The sequence below is a fragment of the Curtobacterium sp. MCSS17_016 genome, from assembly GCF_003234255.2.
Taxonomy (GTDB): Bacteria; Actinomycetota; Actinomycetes; order Actinomycetales; family Microbacteriaceae; genus Curtobacterium; species Curtobacterium flaccumfaciens.
The window spans coordinates 76,073-92,431 of the sequence record NZ_CP126255.1 but is presented as its reverse complement, the minus strand read 5'-3'; the positions used below and the strand labels follow the sequence as shown (position 1 = coordinate 92,431).

Below are 16,359 nucleotides of genomic sequence, written 5' to 3'. Positions count from 1 at the left end.
CCGCCAGTCAAGCAACGCGCATCGTCTTGACCGGGGCTTTTCTGTTTCACCCCGACGACTGCAGCAACAACCAGTCAAGCAACGCCTCGGCGCCGGACGTCCGCGCATAGGCATCGTGCACACCAACCACTGCCGCACCAGGAGCACATCATGCCGACCGACACCACACTCAGCCTGGCCGAGCAGGCCGCCCACCTCGACAGCATCGGCCACCACTGGTCCGGCCGCATCGCTCACGACTTCTTCGCCGCCGCAACTGCGCTCCGCAGCGCAGACGCAGCGATTGCCGGACGTGAACGCGCAGTGGTCAGCCCAGCGTCCATGTACACCCTCGCCGAAGTGTTCACCGGCAGGATCCGTGGAGGGTTCGACGGGTCCCCGCTGGAGGACCTGCGAACCGCCCGCCGGTACCTCGAGCAGGCCGGGAACACCCTCGTCCGCAACGGCATGTAGGACCATCCGATGAAACTGCACCAGTCGCACACGACCGCCGGCACCGACGAAGCATGCCGGTGCTCGCTCAGCCGAGACCACTTTGAAGACGACCGCGGGGAGGTCACCGTGGAGGAGCTGCGGGACCGCCGGAACACCACCGAACGGGCGTACCTCGACGCGATGGCGGCAACCGAGGAAGCCCGTCGGCTGGAACGCATCGCAGAGCGAGCGCACCGTCGCGCGGAGCGGGAACTCACCGAGGTGCTGTTCGCCTCCCACAGGGAGGGTCAGCGGCTGCTGAGCGCGTCTTCGAACGCCTGACCGAGGCGCGCGTCAGCTGCGAACACCACACGGCCGTCATCGCCGACGGACGTCATCTTCGTGACCTCTCCACCGCGGGAGAAGTGGACGTCGGCGGAGAGGACCCCGCCGGGTGCCGGCGAGCCGGTGATGACCTGGATCGTCGCGCCCAGCAGGTGCTCCACCATCGGCAGAGTCCGCTCGTCAGCGATAGGGAGAGCGAGTAGCAGGTGCCGCTGCGGGACGGTGAACAACGTCCCGAATGGTGCAGCACCGAGCACGCCGGGAAGGTTCGCGGCCTTCGCCGCGGTGAAGAAGGACTCCCCGGCGACGAGGTGCATCCCTGGCATGACCTCACGGCGTTCGTCGACCGGTTCCTTGTCGGTGTTCAGCTGCCCGTACGCGTACAGCTCGTCCACGGTCAAAGGCAGCCCGTCGAGGCTGTCGTCCGTCACGGTGACGACGTCGTCGGGGAAGTCCAAACACAGTCCGACGACGATTCCGTCGGAGAACGGCCGAGCGTACCGGAACGTCGCATCGGCGAACCGGTTGGCGTGGTCTGCCCGGAACAGCTGTGTGCGGATGCGACCACGGACGTCGTCGGCTGTCAGATGAGCGGGCACAGGGTTGAGCGTAGGGGCGGGCCCGAACGGTTCAGCGGTCGACACTTCGGGCGAACGCCGCCTGCTGAACCACACATCTACCTCCGAGGTCGGAAGCGTCGACCGTACCGGAAATCTGCGACGGTCAAGCAGGACCAGTCCGAGCGACCCCTTTCGCTTCCGCGTAACCCGGTTCTGCTCACCGAACGGCCGGGACGGTTAAGTCACCGGCATCCGCGTCGTTCCGGGGAAGTAGGGGCAGTGGGCCCCTCTTGACAGACAGACTTATTCATTAGGTAAAGATAGGTAGGTAGTAGTAGATGTATTTCCCCTAGTCTCCCTATGGCATATACATCCCCTCTCCCTATGTGTCTCACCCCCGGGAATCGGAAGCGGGAAGGCTGACGGGAGAAACCCCCGGTCGGACCGGATTTTCGACGCTTCCTCAGGTGGAGCGGGCGGAAGCACCGGGCCCAGCTGGGTGCAGCCGGCATAGGCGTCCACATGCACCAGAACGTCGGCGAGCTCGCCATCGACCAGTCCACGAGCATCCCCACCGTTGCGGCGCTCACCCGCTCCGGCTGGGTGACCCTCAGCGACCAGCCGGGCAGCCAAGCCTCAGCCGTACCGGACCCCGCCCAGCTCACCCTCCTTCCCGCTGGCACCGCCGCGACCGCAGACGACCTCGACGCCGCTGTCAACGGGTCAGTCGCCACCACCCGCACCGGCAGCGTGTTCCAGAAGCAGCACGACCAGTGGTGGCGCCTGACGGCCACCTGGACCGGCGAGTGCAGCGCCGTCCCCACCGCCGACATCGTGGCCGACCACCCGGCCTTGCGGTGGGCGGCTTCGGCGTCCGTCCGCGCATAGGCCCCAGCATGGACAGCACCGACCCCCGTCGCCTGGCGTGGCTCCGCGCGCAGGCGCAGTCCCTCGGCACACCTTCAAAGCCCGTCTCCGAAGCACGGAAGGCCTGGCTCGTGCAGCGGGCCATCGAGGCCGGCGCAAAGCCGTCACCGCAGCAGCAGGCTGACCTTCGCCGCGAGATGACCGGTCTCAGCATCCTCGCCGGTGTCGTCATCGTCGGCGTCATCGTCACACTGGTGACGATGTGACGACGCAGGTGCAGCACCTCATCAACCTGTCCGGCCTCAGCCGCAGACAGGTCGCCCGTGCAGTCGGATGCGGCGAACGCACCTTGGCCGGCTACGCCCAGGGTCGCGCCCCGACCGAGGCGCACCAGACGCGCATCGACCGTGTGACCGCCGCCATCAGCCCGATCGGCAACAACCCGCAGGAACGCCGCCGCGCCATCCTCGCCAGTGGAAACGGCCCGAGCCTGTTGCACCGTCTCATCGGAGAGAACCCCACCGCTCAGGTCATCCACACCTCGGCGCTGACCGTCCGCGAACGACTCGGCATCTGACCGCCCACGATGAGGAACCTCATGCACGACGACCCGACACTCGACTGCCAGACCTGCGGTGAACCCGTCCGCGTCCTCACATACGCGGAACAGCAGCAGGTCGCAGCGAACCCGTACAACTACGTCGTCTACTGCCGCCAGCACCTCGACGACGCCATTCAGGAAGGCTTCCGATGACCACGCAGCACGCACCCGCCATCGCCGACATCCTCGACCGGCTCCGCGCCGGCGACCACGACGCCATCCGCCACGCCATCGCCGGCATCGAAGCCGCCAGTGCGCACATCCGCGCACCTGAACCGGGCAAGTCCGCCGGCGACCCCTGGGACGCCGGCTACGCCCGCGGCCTCGCCTCGGTCGAGCAGCACATGGTCAACGCCATGCACCGTGCCGGACAGACGCTTGACTCCGACCTCGACCGCCGCGCCGACGCCCTCATCAGCTCGACGGAGTCCACCCTCCGAGCGCTCATCGCACTCCGCATCAAGCGCGGACTCACCGTCGAGACGGTCGCAGACCGCATGGGTGTCAGCACCACGACGGTCACCGCGTTCGAGGCGTATGACGCTGACCCGACGCAGAGCATCATCCAGCGATACGCGATGGCGGTCGGGGCGCGCATCACCACCGCCGTCTCCGACGACGAGGCACCAGCGGATGACGCGGCTGCAACGGTCCCGCTCAAGACCGCGCAGGATGAGGTCGAGTACCGGGTCCGCACGGCCGTCGCTCGAGTCGTCGCAGCTCACCGACACGGCGGGGCGTACCCAGGCACGTTCGTCGGGCGACAGATCCGGGACGGAAAGGCGCGCCTTGATGCAGCTGGAGGCCACATCGCATGACCACCCTCAGCCGCGTCATCGCCGCACGGCAACGTCTGCGAACCCTCCGCAGTGGTGCAGGGGCACCGTTCACCGCGAGCACCGACGACTACCGGGGCGAGCAGTGGGCGACTCTCATGACGGCGTCGGGCGATCGGGTGGCACGAGATGTTCCTGCGCCGGCGGCTGCCCTCGTGAAGCTGCTGACCTCGGGGACGGTCATCGACCACCTCGACCAGTCGCTCACGGAACACATCTGGGCCGAGGCGCTCCGCCACGAGGACGGGGTGGACGTCCTGCGGTAAACGCGTCCGCACTCGCTGAAGCCATCCTGCCCGGGGGCGTGCAGCAGCCGACGCCGGCCCAGTGGAAGCTGCTCCGCCGTGTCTCGGCAGGCCAGGTGTTCCGACCAATGAAGGGCGACATGGTCCGCCTGCCGAAGTCGGTGACGAACGGCAAGCCGGACCTCGCAGCGGGAGTCCCCGTCAACAGCAAGACGATGCAGGCGCTCATCGACCTCGGGCTCGTCGACGTGCAGTGGTGGTGGAAGGGCGTTGAGAAGGCCGTCCCTACCGACGCAGGCGCCGCGCTCCTAGCTGAGCACCAGCGGACGAACCGCCTCGACGCCGACTGACCAGTCCGACACGGCAGATCGCAAGAAACGGCCCTCCGCCGCATATATCACCAGCATGTCAAACAACAAAACGAGCCGCGGCAGGACCATCCGCAACGGCGTCGCCACCCTCACCCTCGCCGCCGTCCTCACCGGCGCCGGCATCAGCACCGCCAACGCCGCGGAGCTCGACACCCCTCCCGCCTCCAGCCAGGACACCGGCACCAGCGGCACGACCCCCACCACCGGCACCGAGACCCCGGGCACCGGCACGGAGACCCCCGGCACCGAGACCCCGGGCACCGGCACCGAGACGCCGGGCACCGAGACCCCGGGCACCGGCACCGAGACGCCGGGTACCGAGACCCCGGGCACGGAGACCCCCGGCACCGGCACGGAGACGCCCGGCACGGAGACCCCGGGCACCGGCACGGAGACCCCGGGCACCGGCACGGAGACCCCGGGCACGGAGACGCCGGGTACGGAGACCCCGGGCACCGGCACGGAGACCCCGGGCACGGAGACCCCCGGCACGGAGACGCCGGGCACCGAGACCCCCGGCACGGAGACGCCGGGCACCGAGACCCCGGGCGCTGGCGACCCGGCGTACGAAGCGGAGCTCGCGGCCGCGCAGGCGAAGGTCGCCGACTCGCAGGTCGCGGCGGACGCCGCAGAGGCACAGGCAGAGGCTGCGGCCGCTGCTTCCGCCGACGCTGACTCGAAGGCGTCGGACGCAGCGTTCGACGCATCGTCAGCGCTCGCCGACAGCAACGCGGCAGCCCGCGACGCTGCGGCCGCCCACTCGACCACCACCGCAGCAGCCGCAACCGCCGCGACCGCACACGCGAAGGTCGCCAGCACGAAGAAGGCCTCGGACGCTGCGAACGCCAAGTCCGCAGCAGCCGCGAAGGCCGTGACCACCGCGAAGTCGAAGGCTTCCAAGGCCGCATCCGCCCAGTCGAAGGCGAAGTCGTCCTACACGAAGGCGAAGAGCCGCTACGACAAGCTGCTCAAGAACCGTCACGCGTCCCACAGCGCCAAGGCCGCTGCTCGCACATCGGCCAGCCGCGCACTGTCGTCGTACCGCTCCACGGTGAAGGCGAACACCTCCGCGCAGGCCGCACTGAAGAAGGCAACCTCGACTGCATCATCGGCGAAGTCCGCCGCTGACAAGGCGAAGAAGGCCTACACGGCCGCCGTCGCCGCGGTACCCGCAGCGGACAAGGTCCTCGCTCTGGCGAAGACCGCCGAGGTGAAGGCCGTCAGCGCCGCCACGGCAGCGAAGAACACCTACACCGAGGCCCAGAAGACGGCCATCGCCGCAAGCGACGACGCGTTCAACGCCGAGAAGAAGTTCGAAGCCGCCCGTGCAGTGGCCGACGCCGCTCAGACGGCGCTGTACGACGCCATCGACGAGCTGTCCGAGCTCGAGGCGCGGGGACCGGCCACCACCGAGTAAGCAGGCAACACCGCAACGGGCCCGACGCAGCAGGGAGTAGTTCCTGCTGCGTCGGGCCCGCCGCATGTGCACCGGTATGACCGACACCACAGCACCCCGCCCGTCCGTCGGCGACCGGGTGAAGTTCGCGGACGACCGGTTCCTCTGGGACGTCATCGCCAGCTCCGAACACTTCACCGCCCTGACCCGGAAAGCGCCGTTCCGACGCAACACGCTCTGGTACACGGTCATCGACTGGCAGAACAACATCCGCGGTCCGGCGAACCTCGTCGGCACCGGCTGGGGCGACGGCACGTACACACCCGCGCAGTGCCAGGAGATGCTCGTCGAGTTCGAGAACCACCTCACCGACGACCCCGCAGCCGTCGAAGCACGCGCCGCAGGGCTGACCCGGTGGAAACCGTCACGGAACAGCGTCGAGGTGTCCCACCGCCACCGAGTCCCGCTGCGCATCGCACGCATCGTCCAGCCCGCATAGGACGACCATGCCCATCCCCGCGCTCCACATCGACTGGCTGACCCGCTCCCTCACCGCACCGAAGGACCTCCGCCGCGTCGCCAACGAGGTCCGCACCGACAAGGGCCTCGCGCGACACCACGCAGCCAACGCCCTCGAAGCCGCCGCCATCCGCATCGACGCATCCGAGCAGCTCATCGCCCACCTCACCGCTCGCCTCACTGAACTCGAGGGCACGCGATGACCGAGCACGTCGAGATCCTGTCCGGCACGAAGGTGTTCCCTGCCGGTGCCGACCCGTTCGCCGATGAGGACGCGTACCACGACCTCCGGCACTTCACCGTCGATGTCACCTTCCGCGGACCCCGACGTGAGAACGGACAGGGCGGATGGGCGGTCATGAACGGCGGGGAAAGCAACCAGCTCTCCCGCGCCGGCAACTGGGGGTGGCCGCAACGGTTCCAGCAGCATCAGTACCGCTGGGACACCCGCGAGGAAGCACTCGCCATGGCCCGCCAGCACGTAGACGACATCACCGTCAACGGCCGCACCTGGGCCGAGTGGCAAACCTACTTCGCGGAGCGAGCCGCCGCCGAGCCGTCCGACGCATAGCCACCAGCATGACGACGACGATCAGCGACTACCAGCACCGTATCCTCACCCTCGCCGCTGAACACCGTGTGTTCTACATCCCCCGGGAGTTCACCCACCGCATCGCCGAATGGTCCGACGCGGTCCCCAACCCCGCCCCGACGGTGTTCCCCGAAGTCGTTCGCAGCCACGCGATGCGAGTCCTCCTCGGCCGAGGCCTCGTCTACGAGGCGCCCGCACGCACGCCCGGCAGTCAGCTCCTCGAGGTCAAGCCCACTGAGCGTGGTCGAGACATCCTCCGCGCCGACGCACGAGCAGCCGCATGACGTACGCCGACTACGGGCGCTACGACGTCATCCTCGCCGACCCGCCCTGGTCGTACCACGGGTCACAGACGAAGCCGGCGGCAGCGGCGAAGCACTACGACACGATGCCCGACGAGGAGCTGCTCCAGTTCACCGGCATCACGGACCGGCTTTCCCCTCGCGGGCTGCTGTTCATGTGGGCAACTGGGCCGCGGCTGGACTTCGCCATGGAGTGCCTCACCTCGTGGGGGCTCACGTTCCGCGGGGTCGCGTTCGTGTGGGTGAAGACGCGACGAGACGGAACACCGGTCGGAGCGCAGGGGGTGCGGCCGTCAACGGTGAAACCGACGACAGAGTTCGTCCTCGCCGCCTCACGCGTTCGCAAGGGCCGACCGCTGCCACTTCACGACGAAGCGGTTCGGCAAGTCGTTCTCGCGCCCCGGCAGGAGCACAGCAGGAAACCCGACGACGTCCACGAAGCGCTTGAGCGGATGTACCCGAACGCCCGCAAGCTCGAGATGTTCGCACGGCGAGGCCGAGACGGATGGGATGCCTGGGGTAACCAGGCACCACCGGCAACAGCGGCGGCATAGGGCCGGCATGACCGACACCACCGCCCGTCAGCTCGCCTCCGTCCGCGCGGAACGTGACGCACTTCTCGCCGGGATCACCGAGTACCGCCGGACCCTCGACGACGATCCGTTCCTCACCTGGAGGGGCGGTGTCGTCTCCGCCGACCTCCGCACCCTGGTGGAGGTCGCGCGAGGCGCCGCTGAGCAGATCCCTGCCGCAGCTGACCCCGCGGCGAAGCCGGCGTGGCTGCTGGAAGAGATGACGCTGCCGTCCGTCGAGGACGTGAAGGCCGCCGCGGAGAAGGTCCCGGACCTCATCGAGAAGGTCACACCCGCCGTGGCGCTGGGCGTCGCTGCCGTCCGCCGGCACCTGCGGAAGTAGTCCTGACCGGGTCAGAACTGGATGTAGCTGTTCCAGGCTTCCGCGGCCGGTCCGTCCGGCTCGTCGAACAGGTCCGGGTCCACCGGGAAATGCTCGTCGCGGAAGCGGTCCAACGACGCCTTCGCCTGCTGGCGGAGCTTCTCCGGGTCCGCTGATTCAACGGCCCGGGCGAGCAGCGCGGCGCGTCGTTCCACGACCGCGTCCCAGAGATTCCGGCGTGACACCTCTCGCATGAGCTGCGCTGCAACGAGCATCGAATGGAACTCAAGTGAACCGGCGAACTGGTCCATCAACGTGACCAGGTCCCGGTCCTTCACCTCGGTGAACACCTGCGGCTGCTCGTTGATGCGCCGATTCATCTCTCGTAGCTCAGCTCGCATCCCCGCCAGCCCCTCGTCGCCCTGTCCATCGGTCATGACGTGCATCCTCTCCCGCACCGCAGACAGTCGCACCGGCTCCGGCAGAGTCCGCGCATAGGTCCAGCAGCACCGCACCGAACCGGCAGACTGGACGTCGAACACCATGGACCTCACCGCAGCACGCACCCTCGCTGAAACGCTCATCGAGAAGCACATCAGTCACAAGGGGTACACGTTCGAGTTCGACCGGGCGCAGCAGCGGCTCGGCGCCTGCCACTACCGGACGAAGACCATCACCATGTCGCCGGCGTTCGTTGAGTCCGCTGACGAGTACGCGGTCGAACAGGTCGTCCTCCACGAGATTGCGCACGTCGTCGCAGGCTCAGCCGCGAAGCACGGCCCGGTATGGAAGTCCGTCGCCGCCAGCCTCGGCTACAAGGGCGGGACCACCGGCCACAACCCGGCGCACGCAGCGAAGCGGGACGAGGCCGTCGCGAAAGCTCTCTCGCAGGTGGAGGCGATGCAGGACCGCACCGAGGGGGAGTTCCTCGCCGGTGAACGCGTCCGAATCGGCAGCCACGAGGGCATCTTCATCGAGAAGAAGAACACCCGTGCGCACATCTGGGATCAGCGGTCCGAGCGCCTCTTCGCTGCGCGACTCGTCGAACTCGCCCGGGTGAACGGCGACGGCAAGTCCGCGAAGGAGACCGAACGGGACGCGCTGCTGAAGAAGGCCATCGCAGCGTCGAAGCGGACCGGGCTGCGCACGGACGGCGCCATTCTCGTCGGCGAGCACGTCCGCCCCGCGGAGCTGTACAAGCAGTTCACCGGCCTGCTCATCGAGGTGCAGCCGTCGAAGCGCCGCGGCGGCGACAAGACCGCGGTCATCATCCGCGACGTCACCGGTGAGGGCATCCGCATGCCGTACAAGCACATCTTCCGCGCACCCGGCGCGTTCCAGCCGAAGGTGGACGTGCAGGTCGGCGCCACCATCGAGCCCGATGACAAGGTCATCATCGTGAAGCCTCGCTCGAAGTACAACGGCGTCACCGGCACCATCGAACGTGAGGCTGGTGAGGCCGGGCAGTCGTGGCGCATCCGCCTCGACAACAACGCCGGCATCCTCACCGCGCCGAAGTCGCTCGTCCGGAAGGTCGCCTAGGGCGGTGGTCGCACAGAACCGGTGAACGTCCGCGCATAGGGGTGACGTAGCCGGGCCGTAGCCTGGAACCCTGAGGAAGGACCCCTGCTGATGTTCACCGACCGCATCGCCATCGACGTCAACGACCTGCTCTACCCGCTGCGCACCGCGACGGAGAAGACCACGCAGGTCCTCGACCGGCTCGGCGATTTCCCGCAGGACGACCCCGAGATCGGCGACATCACCGCCGAGGTGAAGGCCGCAGCTGCCACCCTGCAGCGCGCCATCGACTCGGTGAATGCGAAGCAGCACCAGGAGAACATCGTCCACGCGAAGCAGTCCACCCTCCGCCGTCTCGCGCAGCAGAGCAAGCCGCTCGTCAGCTTCGTGCTCTACAACGGCGACGAGCAGCGCACCGCCATCGACGAGCTCGTCCTCACGGGCCTCATCACCAAGACCGATATCCCCGGCGACGACAAGAAGTTCAACTTCGCCATCACCGACGCCGGCCGGGAACTCGCCGCCGAGTTCGAGGTGGTGCACCGTGCCGCACACGAGGCGCAGAAGGCGTACCGGCGAGTGGACGCATGACCGACCAGCCCATGAAGCCCCGCCCGCGGCCATGCGCGTCATGCCCGTACCGGTGCGACGTACCGTCCGGGGTGTGGGCTGCTGACGAATACGACAAGCTCACCCGCTACGACGGGGAGACGTACGAGCAGTCGTTCGTCCCGTTCGGCTGCCACCAGGGGAACCAGAACGAGCTGTGCTCCGGGTGGCTCGCCCACTCCGGACACCCCGAGGACCTTCTCGCCGTCCGCGTCGGCATCAGCAACGGCACCGTCGCGCCGGAAGCCGCCGAGTACACCACCACCGTGCCGCTGTTCCCGTCCGGCGCTGCGGCCGCCGAACACGGCAAACGAGAACTGCTCTACCCCGGCGAACACGCAGCGAACGTCATCGACAAGGTCACCAAGGTCCGCGCCCTCCGCGGAGACCCCATCACCAAGGTCGACCCGCTCACCGGCGAAGTCGAGCAGTAGCGCCGCCGCTCCAGGCGCGGCATAGGGTCGGCATGACCTCCCGCCGGTTCCCGCACCACGACGCCGTCATCGCCCTCCACGGCATCCTCACCGAGACGTGCGCGAAGGCCAAGCCCAACTCCGACATCACGAAGTACCCGGCGTCGTCCTCGGAAGCGTTCCTCGACATGGCTCGCGCCGTCACCGAGGCCGGTTACCTTCCCCCGCCGAAGCTGGGCGAGCGACGCCCAACCCGCGCTCAGGACGACGAAGTCGTCATCCCCGCGGACCTCTTCGACGCGCTCCTCGCGGAGCTGCGGCACCGCACCGACGACGACCCGGACCTCTGGGCGGTGACCATCGCGCAGGCGACCGAGTACCAGTCCGAGCAGCGGGACCGCGTCTGGAAAACCGGCGGGAACCCCGCCCCGACGCAGGAGTTCATCCCCGCCGACGACACCCCGGAACACCGACGTATCAGCAACCAGCGGAGAGCGCTCCGGCAACTCGAGTCGCATGCCCGGCAGGCAGAGAAGATGCGCCGGTACGCCGACTCGACCCGCGCCGCGACCGAGGAGCAGCTCGAGGAGGAGATGCGGGAACTCCGCGCGGAGAACGCACGACTGAACGCGCAGGTCGCGTCGCTGACCGGACCAACCGGGCCGGTGCCCTCCGAGGCCGCGCCGGACGACTTCGACATGGACTGCTACCTCAACGACGCCCTCGACCTCGGCATCGCCGTCGGGGAGCTCGTCACGAAGTACGACATCGCTGTCACGAACCAGGAACCTCGATGGCAGGGAGGCGTCTACCTCCGACGCATCGACGACCTCGAGCGGGACATCCGGACCGTCGGGAAGCACCTGCACCCGTGGCCGGAGGTCGCCGCACGACTCGCGCAGCACCGCCAGTGGACGGAAGGACCCGCCGGATACGAGACCGGCGTGTTCTGCGCCTGCGGGCAGGACTGGCCGGGCCGGGCGTTCGAGAAGGCCACAGAGCACCTGGCACAAGTCGCCGTCCGCGCATAGGGCTCACTGTGACCACCGCTGACCTTCTGACCGACGGGTTCTTCCCGGAGTACCGGCCGCTGCTATTCCGCGAGGGTGACACCGGCACGGCGCCGTCCCGGCTGCGATGGTTTGCCGGTACGACCGGACACCTCCTCACCGGCGGATGGAACACGGTGTGGGTGTCCGTCTCTGGCCACGGGAAGCCAGTCCGAATGCTGACCAGGCAGCTCCGCCGAGTCGAGCAGGCGCCGAAGCCCGCGGCGCCGGAACCGCCGCTGCCGACCGGGGCCGCGGTCGAGTACGTCGGCACCGCTCCGTCCGTGCGGCGTGTGTTCGGCGGCGACTCCGGTGTCGTCATCAACCGGCGGTCGAAGCCCGGTTGGGCGTACGTCAGCCCGCCGCACGGGCTGCACACGCTCCCCATCAAGACGCGCCATCTCCGAGTGGTTGGAGAGGCTGTTCGATGACGTTCACCCGCCTGCCCGGCCGCATCGTTCCTGAGCAGTTCGGAGGCGGCTTCACGTTCTCCTGTCACCTCTGCCCGAGGGTTGCCAGCGCGTTCGACGTCGTCCCGCCGAAGCCGCATGCGTGGGGTGAACGTCGGGCTGTGAAGCAGTTCCTCGTCCACCTGGAAGAGGAGCACCCGAAGCAGGCGCCCACTCCGGATGGCTGCGCGTACTGCGGGGTCGACAAGCGCACGCACGCGCACTCGTACACAGCAGGGTACGGCGGCCACTTCTACGTGGCTCCCACGTCAAAGGTGCGGCTGCGTCGGATGCGAGCACGCCGGCGAGCGGCGTCGGCGGGTTGAACCGCCGCATAGGTCAGGGGAGAACAGAAAGGCTCCCATGACCCTCGCTTCCCTCGACGCCACCGTCGAGCTCACCGTCCGTGACCTGCTCGCCATCCGCTCCGCAGCTCTCACTCCGGCTCCGGCCGACCACGTCCCAGCTCTCACCGTCGATGAGCACCGCACCATCGGTGTCGCCCCGCCGCGTGAGAAGCACGTCGTCGTGAACCTCGCCGACCTCCGTCACGCGCAGACGTACGGGGTCCTCGACCAGTACCTCGACACCCTCGACCAGCAGACCGACGTCGTCACCCGCATCGGCTACGAGGTGGACGGGTTCCTCCGCACTGCCACGGACGACCGCCCCGCAGTCCTCACCGCCCCCGCGCCGGCGCCAGCAGCCGCCACCCCGACGGTGCAGTCCTCGCCAGCAGCGGTCCCGCCGTTCGCTGGCGTCCCCGCGCCGGACGACCAGGACGACTCGTTCTGACCCACCCCCTCGGTACCGAACCGCCGCCGCCCCGACACCGGGACGGCGGCGGTTCGTCATTCACCGGCTGGCGACCGTGACCAGCTCCTGGATGGCGCGGACGACGCTGCGGATGGTCGCCTCGTCGGAGACACCCTTCGGGATGAACCGGACGCGTTCCGGGCTGCGGTCGCCGTCCTTGAGGAGCACTTCCGTGGTCTCCTCGACGAGGTCCTCGTCGTACCGAATCGTCGGCAGCCCGTCGCCGGAGAACAGCACCTCGACGTGGTCGATGTCCTCCGTCGGGTCATCCACCTCGTGGTCTTCGAACCCGAGGTCCTGCACCGCGGTCCACAGCTGCTTGTCGAACCGTTCCCGCGTTCGGGCGTCCTCGTCGATGAGGTCGGGTACGTCCGGGACGACGAACTGGTCCGGTGTCGCGTCTTCGGCGACGTTGTCGCGGATGAAGTTGCCGTTCACGGCGAGGAAGTCCGCCGCCCACCGGGTGTCCTCATCGTCATCGGTGATGTCGTCACCTGGAACGTCCGGGTCGACGAGGTCCGCAGCGGATTCGGCGAGCTGGACATAGAACGGGTCCGGGTGCAGCAGATCCGGGTACTTCCCCTCGAGGGCGACCATCACGGCGGAGAACACATCTTCGGGCACGAGGGGCATGTGCTCATCATGGCGGGCTGCGGCGACATCCGCCCACGACGACGACCGTCCGCGCATAGGGGGAGTGGCCCACCACCCCCAACCGAAGGAAAGCCGATGCCGTACCCACTGCCGGAACAGAACCCAGTCGTTGAGCGGGTCGCGAGGGACGCGGTCGGGAGTTCCCTGCTGTTCCGGTTGAGCCCTGGCGGAGGCAGCTCTGGGTACGGCATCGATGAGCGCCGAGCCGCGGACATCGCCAAGGGCGGCATCGATGGGGACGCCCTCTACGAGCTGCTCCTCGACGTCGCTCGGCGGGCCGCGGATGAAGTGGAGCGAGAGGTCGTCTGGGCGAAGCGTCGCATGCTCGAGGGAGCGAGCGCAGTCGCGGAGAAGTCCGACAGCCTGACCCTGCACCGCTTCGTCGGGCAGCTCGCCGCTGAGGTGGAGCAGCGTGATGAGCAGCGTCGCGCGAACACCGACGAGGAGGCCGCAGCGTGAGCACCGACGGCAGCACCGAACCGACCATCACCGGCAGCGGCTTCGCGTACGACCACGCGTTCGTCCGCGTCGAACCGTTCGAGACCGTCTCCGACGGCGGGAAGCGGATGCAGGCCTTCAACTTCGTCGCACTCGAGAACGACGCTGAGCAGTGGTGGTACGGCACCGGCCTCATCATCAAGAAGGACGGCACCGTCGGGCAGCAACGGCTCACCACTCGTATCCTGCCGACGACCGCACGCGACGAACTGCGTCGCATCCTCACCAACCGCAAGAAGGCGACCTCGTGAAGACGCACCTCATCGACGGGTACAACGTCACCGTCATCACCGACGCCGGCCTCACCGCCGGCGCGAAGACCCTCCACGACATCGCCCCGAACACCAACCCGATGATCGCCGAGCTCATCCTCAACATGGTCCGATCCGACTGGTCGCAAGGACACGAGGACCGGGTGGAGAAGCACCTCATGCAGGTCGTGGACCTCACCGGCGCGAAACGCGTCCTCATCGCGATGCTCGTCGCATCCGGCGCGACCACCGTCCTCTGACGGCGACGCGCTGAACACGGTCGGCGGCAGATCCGCGCATAGGGAAAGCATGACCGACACCACGCCAGCAGCTGACAAGGGGTGGGCCAAGCTCGCCGAAGCCCGCAAGTACCACTTCTACGGACACGACGCCCGAAGCCTCTGCGGCCGGTACCTCGCGATGTTCGCACCCGCGGACGCATTCGAGGCGCACATGGGCGGGTTCACCCCGGCGCCTGACGACTGCTCCGCGTGCATGAAGAAGCTCGAGAAGCAGACCGACAAGCGGTCCAAGTAGTGAAGCTCACCGCAGCGCAGGACCGAGCCATCCGCCTCATCGTCGCCGACATGCGCGCCAGCGGCCGGCCGCCAGCGACGTACAGCATCGCCCCGCGGAAGCTCGCGGAACTGCTGTGGCCCGACTCGCCAGCCTGGGGCACGCGCACCCGCTTCCGCGCAACCAGCAACCAGGGCGCGCTCGGCGGCACCATGCCGATGAACGCCGCGAAGCTACTCTGGCGCCTCAACGAGCACCGACTGGTCTACCTCGACGACTACGTCTGGCGGCTGCACCCGGCCGCGGAACGGTACGTCGATGGCGCCCCGAAGTAACCGATCCCACCACCGCTAGCAACCGCGCATAGACCCCGTCAGATGCCGTGACCGTCGCGGCGCACAGAGGAGATCGTGAGTACGTTCCAACTCGGTATGACCGTCATCTACGTCGGCACCAGCCTGGGCCTCGACTTCCACCGGGAGCGTGGAGTCGTGTGCGACACCGCCGCCGAGACGATGACGATGGTGGACTTCGGTGAGCGCGGCGACCACGTCGTGCCCGACACCGACCTGGTTCTCGCCGGAGGACAGCGTGTGACCCTCGGCCAGCACGAGCCCAACGGGGTCACCAGCGACGTGCAGGACGACGACCGGTCACCAGTGCACCGGACAATCGTCCTCTGGGACGACGGCGACGTGACCAGCATCCAGACCGCGGACCTGCAGCAGTCTGCTGCGTTCCGGAACGATGCGCAGGTCCTTCCCCGCGCGCTCGGCCGTCGGGCGTTCGTCGCGCAGGCGATGCACACCAACTCGGACAGGACACTCGACGTCGAGTTCCTCCGGAAGATCAACCGGTACGACGAGGCAATCTCCACCATCACCCGTGTCCTCGACGAGGAGCCGGACGGTGAAGTCGAGACGGAGGGCGCCGACACGCTCCGTGCTGAGAACGACGCTCTCCGGAAGGTGCTCCGCGCGGCACTCGAGCAGGCGTGGCACGGCGACGACTGCGAACTCGGGCACATGGCTCAGGACCCGAAGTGCAACTGCTGGCGTGCTGACGCCATCCGCCTCATCCCCGACGCCGCCACGGACGCCGACGAGGACGACGAGTGACCGACCCGACAACGACACGAGAGCAGACCCCGATGCGCACCTTCCAGGACGGCATGCGAGTGACCTTCATCGGCTCCGGCAACACCGATCTGCACAACGAGACCGGCACCGTCAACGGTGAAGGTGAGACCGTCGATGTCGGCTACAAGCACCTCAGCATCCGCCTGAACGCCAACGACCTCGTCCTCGCCAAGGGGCAGCGCGTCCGGCTTGGACGCCTGCCCATCACCGGAACGGTCCTCGAACCAGCCGACATCTGGCAGCGCGCCGACCGGTTCAACAAGAACCCGGATCTGCCGCACACCACCCCCGTGCACTGGGACGACGACACCGCCACCGAGGAACTGACCCGCAACCTGCTGCTCTCCGACGTTCCAGCAGGTGCGCGTCCGACCGCCGAGCGGGCCACAGCCGTGAACGCCGTCATCGACAGCTGGTGGGCGGCCACCGACCCGACCGGTGTCTACGAGGAGGACATCGACCAGTTGAAGCGTCTCCTCGCCCACATCCGCTGACCTCGACA

Annotated in this window: 33 protein-coding genes; 30 read left to right on the top strand and 3 right to left on the bottom strand. The window is 68.2% G+C overall.

All coding sequences use genetic code 11. The features are described from left to right. The first annotated feature begins 150 nt into the window (after positions 1-150). Entirely contained in the window at positions 151-453 is a 303-nt protein-coding gene (locus DEJ19_RS18775) for a hypothetical protein (protein WP_111232253.1), read from the top strand. A gap of 9 nt (positions 454-462) precedes the next feature. Beyond that, on the top strand, positions 463-756 hold the full coding sequence (locus tag DEJ19_RS18770; protein ID WP_111232254.1) for a hypothetical protein: 294 nt from the start codon (positions 463-465) through the stop codon (positions 754-756). Here DEJ19_RS18770 and DEJ19_RS18765 read toward each other — a convergent pair. Continuing rightward, positions 723-1,358, bottom strand: a complete 636-nt coding sequence (locus DEJ19_RS18765) for a hypothetical protein (protein WP_111232255.1) — start codon at positions 1,356-1,358, stop codon at positions 723-725. The two genes, DEJ19_RS18770 and DEJ19_RS18765, sit on opposite strands and share 34 nt — an antisense overlap. 483 nt (positions 1,359-1,841) lie before the next feature. On the opposite strand from DEJ19_RS18765, the gene DEJ19_RS18760 reads away from it, so the two are divergent. The 14 genes from DEJ19_RS18760 (at position 1,842) to DEJ19_RS18695 (ending at position 7,963) form a co-directional block, all read left to right on the top strand. After that, positions 1,842-2,207 carry a hypothetical protein gene (locus DEJ19_RS18760; protein WP_111232256.1) on the top strand — a complete coding sequence of 122 codons (366 nt, stop codon included), beginning with the start codon at positions 1,842-1,844 and terminating at the stop codon, positions 2,205-2,207. An 8-nt stretch (positions 2,208-2,215) separates the two neighbouring features. After that, positions 2,216-2,452, top strand: a complete 237-nt coding sequence (locus tag DEJ19_RS18755; RefSeq protein ID WP_111232257.1) for a hypothetical protein — start codon at positions 2,216-2,218, stop codon at positions 2,450-2,452. Then, positions 2,449-2,763 carry a hypothetical protein gene (locus DEJ19_RS18750; RefSeq protein ID WP_111232258.1) on the top strand — a complete coding sequence of 105 codons (315 nt, stop codon included), beginning with the start codon at positions 2,449-2,451 and terminating at the stop codon, positions 2,761-2,763. The genes DEJ19_RS18755 and DEJ19_RS18750 overlap by 4 nt, the downstream gene beginning before the upstream one ends. A gap of 21 nt (positions 2,764-2,784) precedes the next feature. Beyond that, positions 2,785-2,940, top strand: coding sequence for a hypothetical protein (locus tag DEJ19_RS18745; RefSeq protein WP_181441450.1), 156 nt, complete (start codon positions 2,785-2,787; stop codon positions 2,938-2,940). Next, positions 2,937-3,605, top strand: a complete 669-nt coding sequence (locus DEJ19_RS18740; protein ID WP_220035272.1) for a helix-turn-helix domain-containing protein — start codon at positions 2,937-2,939, stop codon at positions 3,603-3,605. The genes DEJ19_RS18745 and DEJ19_RS18740 overlap by 4 nt, the downstream gene beginning before the upstream one ends. Beyond that, entirely contained in the window at positions 3,602-3,889 is a 288-nt protein-coding gene (locus DEJ19_RS18735) for a hypothetical protein (RefSeq protein WP_111232259.1), read from the top strand. Before DEJ19_RS18740 ends, DEJ19_RS18735 begins: the two co-directional genes overlap by 4 nt. 38 nt (positions 3,890-3,927) lie before the next feature. Continuing rightward, positions 3,928-4,218 carry a hypothetical protein gene (locus DEJ19_RS18730; RefSeq protein ID WP_146250560.1) on the top strand — a complete coding sequence of 97 codons (291 nt, stop codon included), beginning with the start codon at positions 3,928-3,930 and terminating at the stop codon, positions 4,216-4,218. 55 nt (positions 4,219-4,273) lie between these two features. Further along, complete coding sequence (locus DEJ19_RS18725; protein WP_181441451.1) at positions 4,274-5,656, top strand: hypothetical protein; 1,383 nt, start codon at positions 4,274-4,276, stop codon at positions 5,654-5,656. 76 nt (positions 5,657-5,732) lie between these two features. Further along, entirely contained in the window at positions 5,733-6,134 is a 402-nt protein-coding gene (locus DEJ19_RS18720) for a hypothetical protein (protein ID WP_111232261.1), read from the top strand. A gap of 7 nt (positions 6,135-6,141) precedes the next feature. Beyond that, positions 6,142-6,357, top strand: coding sequence for a hypothetical protein (locus DEJ19_RS18715; RefSeq protein ID WP_111232262.1), 216 nt, complete (start codon positions 6,142-6,144; stop codon positions 6,355-6,357). Beyond that, complete coding sequence (locus tag DEJ19_RS18710; RefSeq protein WP_111232263.1) at positions 6,354-6,725, top strand: hypothetical protein; 372 nt, start codon at positions 6,354-6,356, stop codon at positions 6,723-6,725. Before DEJ19_RS18715 ends, DEJ19_RS18710 begins: the two co-directional genes overlap by 4 nt. An 8-nt stretch (positions 6,726-6,733) precedes the next feature. Then, positions 6,734-7,030 carry a hypothetical protein gene (locus tag DEJ19_RS18705; protein WP_111232264.1) on the top strand — a complete coding sequence of 99 codons (297 nt, stop codon included), beginning with the start codon at positions 6,734-6,736 and terminating at the stop codon, positions 7,028-7,030. Further along, the gene (locus DEJ19_RS18700) at positions 7,027-7,602 is read left to right on the top strand and encodes an MT-A70 family methyltransferase (protein ID WP_111232265.1); all 576 of its coding nucleotides are present in this window, start codon (positions 7,027-7,029) and stop codon (positions 7,600-7,602) included. The genes DEJ19_RS18705 and DEJ19_RS18700 overlap by 4 nt, the downstream gene beginning before the upstream one ends. Before the next feature lie 7 nt (positions 7,603-7,609). Continuing rightward, positions 7,610-7,963 carry a hypothetical protein gene (locus tag DEJ19_RS18695; protein WP_111232266.1) on the top strand — a complete coding sequence of 118 codons (354 nt, stop codon included), beginning with the start codon at positions 7,610-7,612 and terminating at the stop codon, positions 7,961-7,963. Between the two features lie 11 nt (positions 7,964-7,974). Here DEJ19_RS18695 and DEJ19_RS18690 read toward each other — a convergent pair whose 3' ends face one another. Further along, the gene (locus DEJ19_RS18690; RefSeq protein WP_111232267.1) at positions 7,975-8,487 is read right to left on the bottom strand and encodes a hypothetical protein; all 513 of its coding nucleotides are present in this window, start codon (positions 8,485-8,487) and stop codon (positions 7,975-7,977) included. Here DEJ19_RS18690 and DEJ19_RS18685 point away from each other — a divergent pair. From DEJ19_RS18685 to DEJ19_RS18655, 7 genes are all read left to right on the top strand, one after another. Next, positions 8,486-9,484 carry a SprT-like domain-containing protein gene (locus tag DEJ19_RS18685; protein ID WP_111232268.1) on the top strand — a complete coding sequence of 333 codons (999 nt, stop codon included), beginning with the start codon at positions 8,486-8,488 and terminating at the stop codon, positions 9,482-9,484. The genes DEJ19_RS18690 and DEJ19_RS18685 overlap by 2 nt on opposite strands. A gap of 90 nt (positions 9,485-9,574) precedes the next feature. Then, positions 9,575-10,054, top strand: coding sequence for a helix-turn-helix domain-containing protein (locus tag DEJ19_RS18680; RefSeq protein ID WP_111232269.1), 480 nt, complete (start codon positions 9,575-9,577; stop codon positions 10,052-10,054). Next, a complete protein-coding gene (locus tag DEJ19_RS18675) occupies positions 10,051-10,506 on the top strand; it encodes a DUF6283 family protein (protein ID WP_258377325.1) in 456 nt (151 codons plus the stop codon). Before DEJ19_RS18680 ends, DEJ19_RS18675 begins: the two co-directional genes overlap by 4 nt. Positions 10,507-10,538: 32 nt before the next feature. After that, positions 10,539-11,516 carry a hypothetical protein gene (locus DEJ19_RS18670; protein WP_111232270.1) on the top strand — a complete coding sequence of 326 codons (978 nt, stop codon included), beginning with the start codon at positions 10,539-10,541 and terminating at the stop codon, positions 11,514-11,516. Between the two features lie 194 nt (positions 11,517-11,710). After that, positions 11,711-11,965 carry a hypothetical protein gene (locus DEJ19_RS18665; RefSeq protein ID WP_146250562.1) on the top strand — a complete coding sequence of 85 codons (255 nt, stop codon included), beginning with the start codon at positions 11,711-11,713 and terminating at the stop codon, positions 11,963-11,965. Next, positions 11,962-12,309, top strand: coding sequence for a hypothetical protein (locus DEJ19_RS18660; protein WP_220035273.1), 348 nt, complete (start codon positions 11,962-11,964; stop codon positions 12,307-12,309). Before DEJ19_RS18665 ends, DEJ19_RS18660 begins: the two co-directional genes overlap by 4 nt. A 37-nt stretch (positions 12,310-12,346) precedes the next feature. After that, the gene (locus tag DEJ19_RS18655; RefSeq protein ID WP_111232272.1) at positions 12,347-12,778 is read left to right on the top strand and encodes a hypothetical protein; all 432 of its coding nucleotides are present in this window, start codon (positions 12,347-12,349) and stop codon (positions 12,776-12,778) included. Positions 12,779-12,838: 60 nt separating this feature from the next. Here the strand turns inward: DEJ19_RS18655 and DEJ19_RS18650 are convergent, their stop codons facing one another. Then, positions 12,839-13,432 carry a hypothetical protein gene (locus DEJ19_RS18650; protein ID WP_111232273.1) on the bottom strand — a complete coding sequence of 198 codons (594 nt, stop codon included), beginning with the start codon at positions 13,430-13,432 and terminating at the stop codon, positions 12,839-12,841. Between the two features lie 96 nt (positions 13,433-13,528). Here DEJ19_RS18650 and DEJ19_RS18645 point away from each other — a divergent pair, with 96 nt between their 5' ends. From DEJ19_RS18645 to DEJ19_RS18615, 7 genes are all read left to right on the top strand, one after another. Beyond that, on the top strand, positions 13,529-13,912 hold the full coding sequence (locus tag DEJ19_RS18645; RefSeq protein ID WP_111232274.1) for a hypothetical protein: 384 nt from the start codon (positions 13,529-13,531) through the stop codon (positions 13,910-13,912). Further along, positions 13,909-14,202, top strand: a complete 294-nt coding sequence (locus DEJ19_RS18640; protein ID WP_111232275.1) for a hypothetical protein — start codon at positions 13,909-13,911, stop codon at positions 14,200-14,202. Before DEJ19_RS18645 ends, DEJ19_RS18640 begins: the two co-directional genes overlap by 4 nt. Further along, positions 14,199-14,462, top strand: a complete 264-nt coding sequence (locus DEJ19_RS18635; RefSeq protein ID WP_111232276.1) for a hypothetical protein — start codon at positions 14,199-14,201, stop codon at positions 14,460-14,462. Before DEJ19_RS18640 ends, DEJ19_RS18635 begins: the two co-directional genes overlap by 4 nt. A gap of 49 nt (positions 14,463-14,511) precedes the next feature. Continuing rightward, positions 14,512-14,739: a hypothetical protein gene (locus DEJ19_RS18630; RefSeq protein ID WP_111232277.1), complete on the top strand. Its 228-nt coding sequence runs from the start codon at positions 14,512-14,514 to the stop codon at positions 14,737-14,739. After that, complete coding sequence (locus tag DEJ19_RS18625; protein WP_111232278.1) at positions 14,739-15,053, top strand: hypothetical protein; 315 nt, start codon at positions 14,739-14,741, stop codon at positions 15,051-15,053. The genes DEJ19_RS18630 and DEJ19_RS18625 overlap by 1 nt, the downstream gene beginning before the upstream one ends. A 75-nt stretch (positions 15,054-15,128) precedes the next feature. Further along, positions 15,129-15,836 (top strand): hypothetical protein, encoded by a 708-nt coding sequence (locus DEJ19_RS18620; protein WP_146250564.1) that lies wholly within the window; start codon positions 15,129-15,131, stop codon positions 15,834-15,836. Next, positions 15,833-16,351: a hypothetical protein gene (locus tag DEJ19_RS18615; RefSeq protein WP_111232280.1), complete on the top strand. Its 519-nt coding sequence runs from the start codon at positions 15,833-15,835 to the stop codon at positions 16,349-16,351. The genes DEJ19_RS18620 and DEJ19_RS18615 overlap by 4 nt, the downstream gene beginning before the upstream one ends. Positions 16,352-16,359 lie beyond the last annotated feature (8 nt).

Excerpts from the sequence above, each read along its gene's own strand:
- DEJ19_RS18645 (WP_111232274.1), top strand. The coding sequence starts at position 13,529 with ATGCCGTACCCACTGCCGGAACAGAACCCAGTCGTTGAGCGGGTCGCG.
- DEJ19_RS18700 (WP_111232265.1), top strand. The coding sequence starts at position 7,027 with ATGACGTACGCCGACTACGGGCGCTACGACGTCATCCTCGCCGACCCG.
- DEJ19_RS18695 (WP_111232266.1), top strand. The coding sequence starts at position 7,610 with ATGACCGACACCACCGCCCGTCAGCTCGCCTCCGTCCGCGCGGAACGT.
- DEJ19_RS18745 (WP_181441450.1), top strand. The coding sequence starts at position 2,785 with ATGCACGACGACCCGACACTCGACTGCCAGACCTGCGGTGAACCCGTC.
- DEJ19_RS18770 (WP_111232254.1), top strand. The coding sequence starts at position 463 with ATGAAACTGCACCAGTCGCACACGACCGCCGGCACCGACGAAGCATGC.
- DEJ19_RS18755 (WP_111232257.1), top strand. The coding sequence starts at position 2,216 with ATGGACAGCACCGACCCCCGTCGCCTGGCGTGGCTCCGCGCGCAGGCG.
- DEJ19_RS18655 (WP_111232272.1), top strand. The coding sequence starts at position 12,347 with ATGACCCTCGCTTCCCTCGACGCCACCGTCGAGCTCACCGTCCGTGAC.
- DEJ19_RS18775 (WP_111232253.1), top strand. The coding sequence starts at position 151 with ATGCCGACCGACACCACACTCAGCCTGGCCGAGCAGGCCGCCCACCTC.
- DEJ19_RS18675 (WP_258377325.1), top strand. The coding sequence starts at position 10,051 with ATGACCGACCAGCCCATGAAGCCCCGCCCGCGGCCATGCGCGTCATGC.
- DEJ19_RS18710 (WP_111232263.1), top strand. The coding sequence starts at position 6,354 with ATGACCGAGCACGTCGAGATCCTGTCCGGCACGAAGGTGTTCCCTGCC.
- DEJ19_RS18685 (WP_111232268.1), top strand. The coding sequence starts at position 8,486 with ATGGACCTCACCGCAGCACGCACCCTCGCTGAAACGCTCATCGAGAAG.
- DEJ19_RS18735 (WP_111232259.1), top strand. The coding sequence starts at position 3,602 with ATGACCACCCTCAGCCGCGTCATCGCCGCACGGCAACGTCTGCGAACC.
- DEJ19_RS18720 (WP_111232261.1), top strand. The coding sequence starts at position 5,733 with ATGACCGACACCACAGCACCCCGCCCGTCCGTCGGCGACCGGGTGAAG.
- DEJ19_RS18665 (WP_146250562.1), top strand. The coding sequence starts at position 11,711 with ATGCTGACCAGGCAGCTCCGCCGAGTCGAGCAGGCGCCGAAGCCCGCG.
- DEJ19_RS18715 (WP_111232262.1), top strand. The coding sequence starts at position 6,142 with ATGCCCATCCCCGCGCTCCACATCGACTGGCTGACCCGCTCCCTCACC.
- DEJ19_RS18740 (WP_220035272.1), top strand. The coding sequence starts at position 2,937 with ATGACCACGCAGCACGCACCCGCCATCGCCGACATCCTCGACCGGCTC.
- DEJ19_RS18725 (WP_181441451.1), top strand. The coding sequence starts at position 4,274 with ATGTCAAACAACAAAACGAGCCGCGGCAGGACCATCCGCAACGGCGTC.
- DEJ19_RS18630 (WP_111232277.1), top strand. The coding sequence starts at position 14,512 with ATGACCGACACCACGCCAGCAGCTGACAAGGGGTGGGCCAAGCTCGCC.
- DEJ19_RS18760 (WP_111232256.1), top strand. The coding sequence starts at position 1,842 with ATGCACCAGAACGTCGGCGAGCTCGCCATCGACCAGTCCACGAGCATC.
- DEJ19_RS18670 (WP_111232270.1), top strand. The coding sequence starts at position 10,539 with ATGACCTCCCGCCGGTTCCCGCACCACGACGCCGTCATCGCCCTCCAC.
- DEJ19_RS18660 (WP_220035273.1), top strand. The coding sequence starts at position 11,962 with ATGACGTTCACCCGCCTGCCCGGCCGCATCGTTCCTGAGCAGTTCGGA.
- DEJ19_RS18650 (WP_111232273.1), bottom strand. The coding sequence starts at position 13,432 with ATGCCCCTCGTGCCCGAAGATGTGTTCTCCGCCGTGATGGTCGCCCTC.
- DEJ19_RS18705 (WP_111232264.1), top strand. The coding sequence starts at position 6,734 with ATGACGACGACGATCAGCGACTACCAGCACCGTATCCTCACCCTCGCC.
- DEJ19_RS18680 (WP_111232269.1), top strand. The coding sequence starts at position 9,575 with ATGTTCACCGACCGCATCGCCATCGACGTCAACGACCTGCTCTACCCG.
- DEJ19_RS18690 (WP_111232267.1), bottom strand. The coding sequence starts at position 8,487 with ATGGTGTTCGACGTCCAGTCTGCCGGTTCGGTGCGGTGCTGCTGGACC.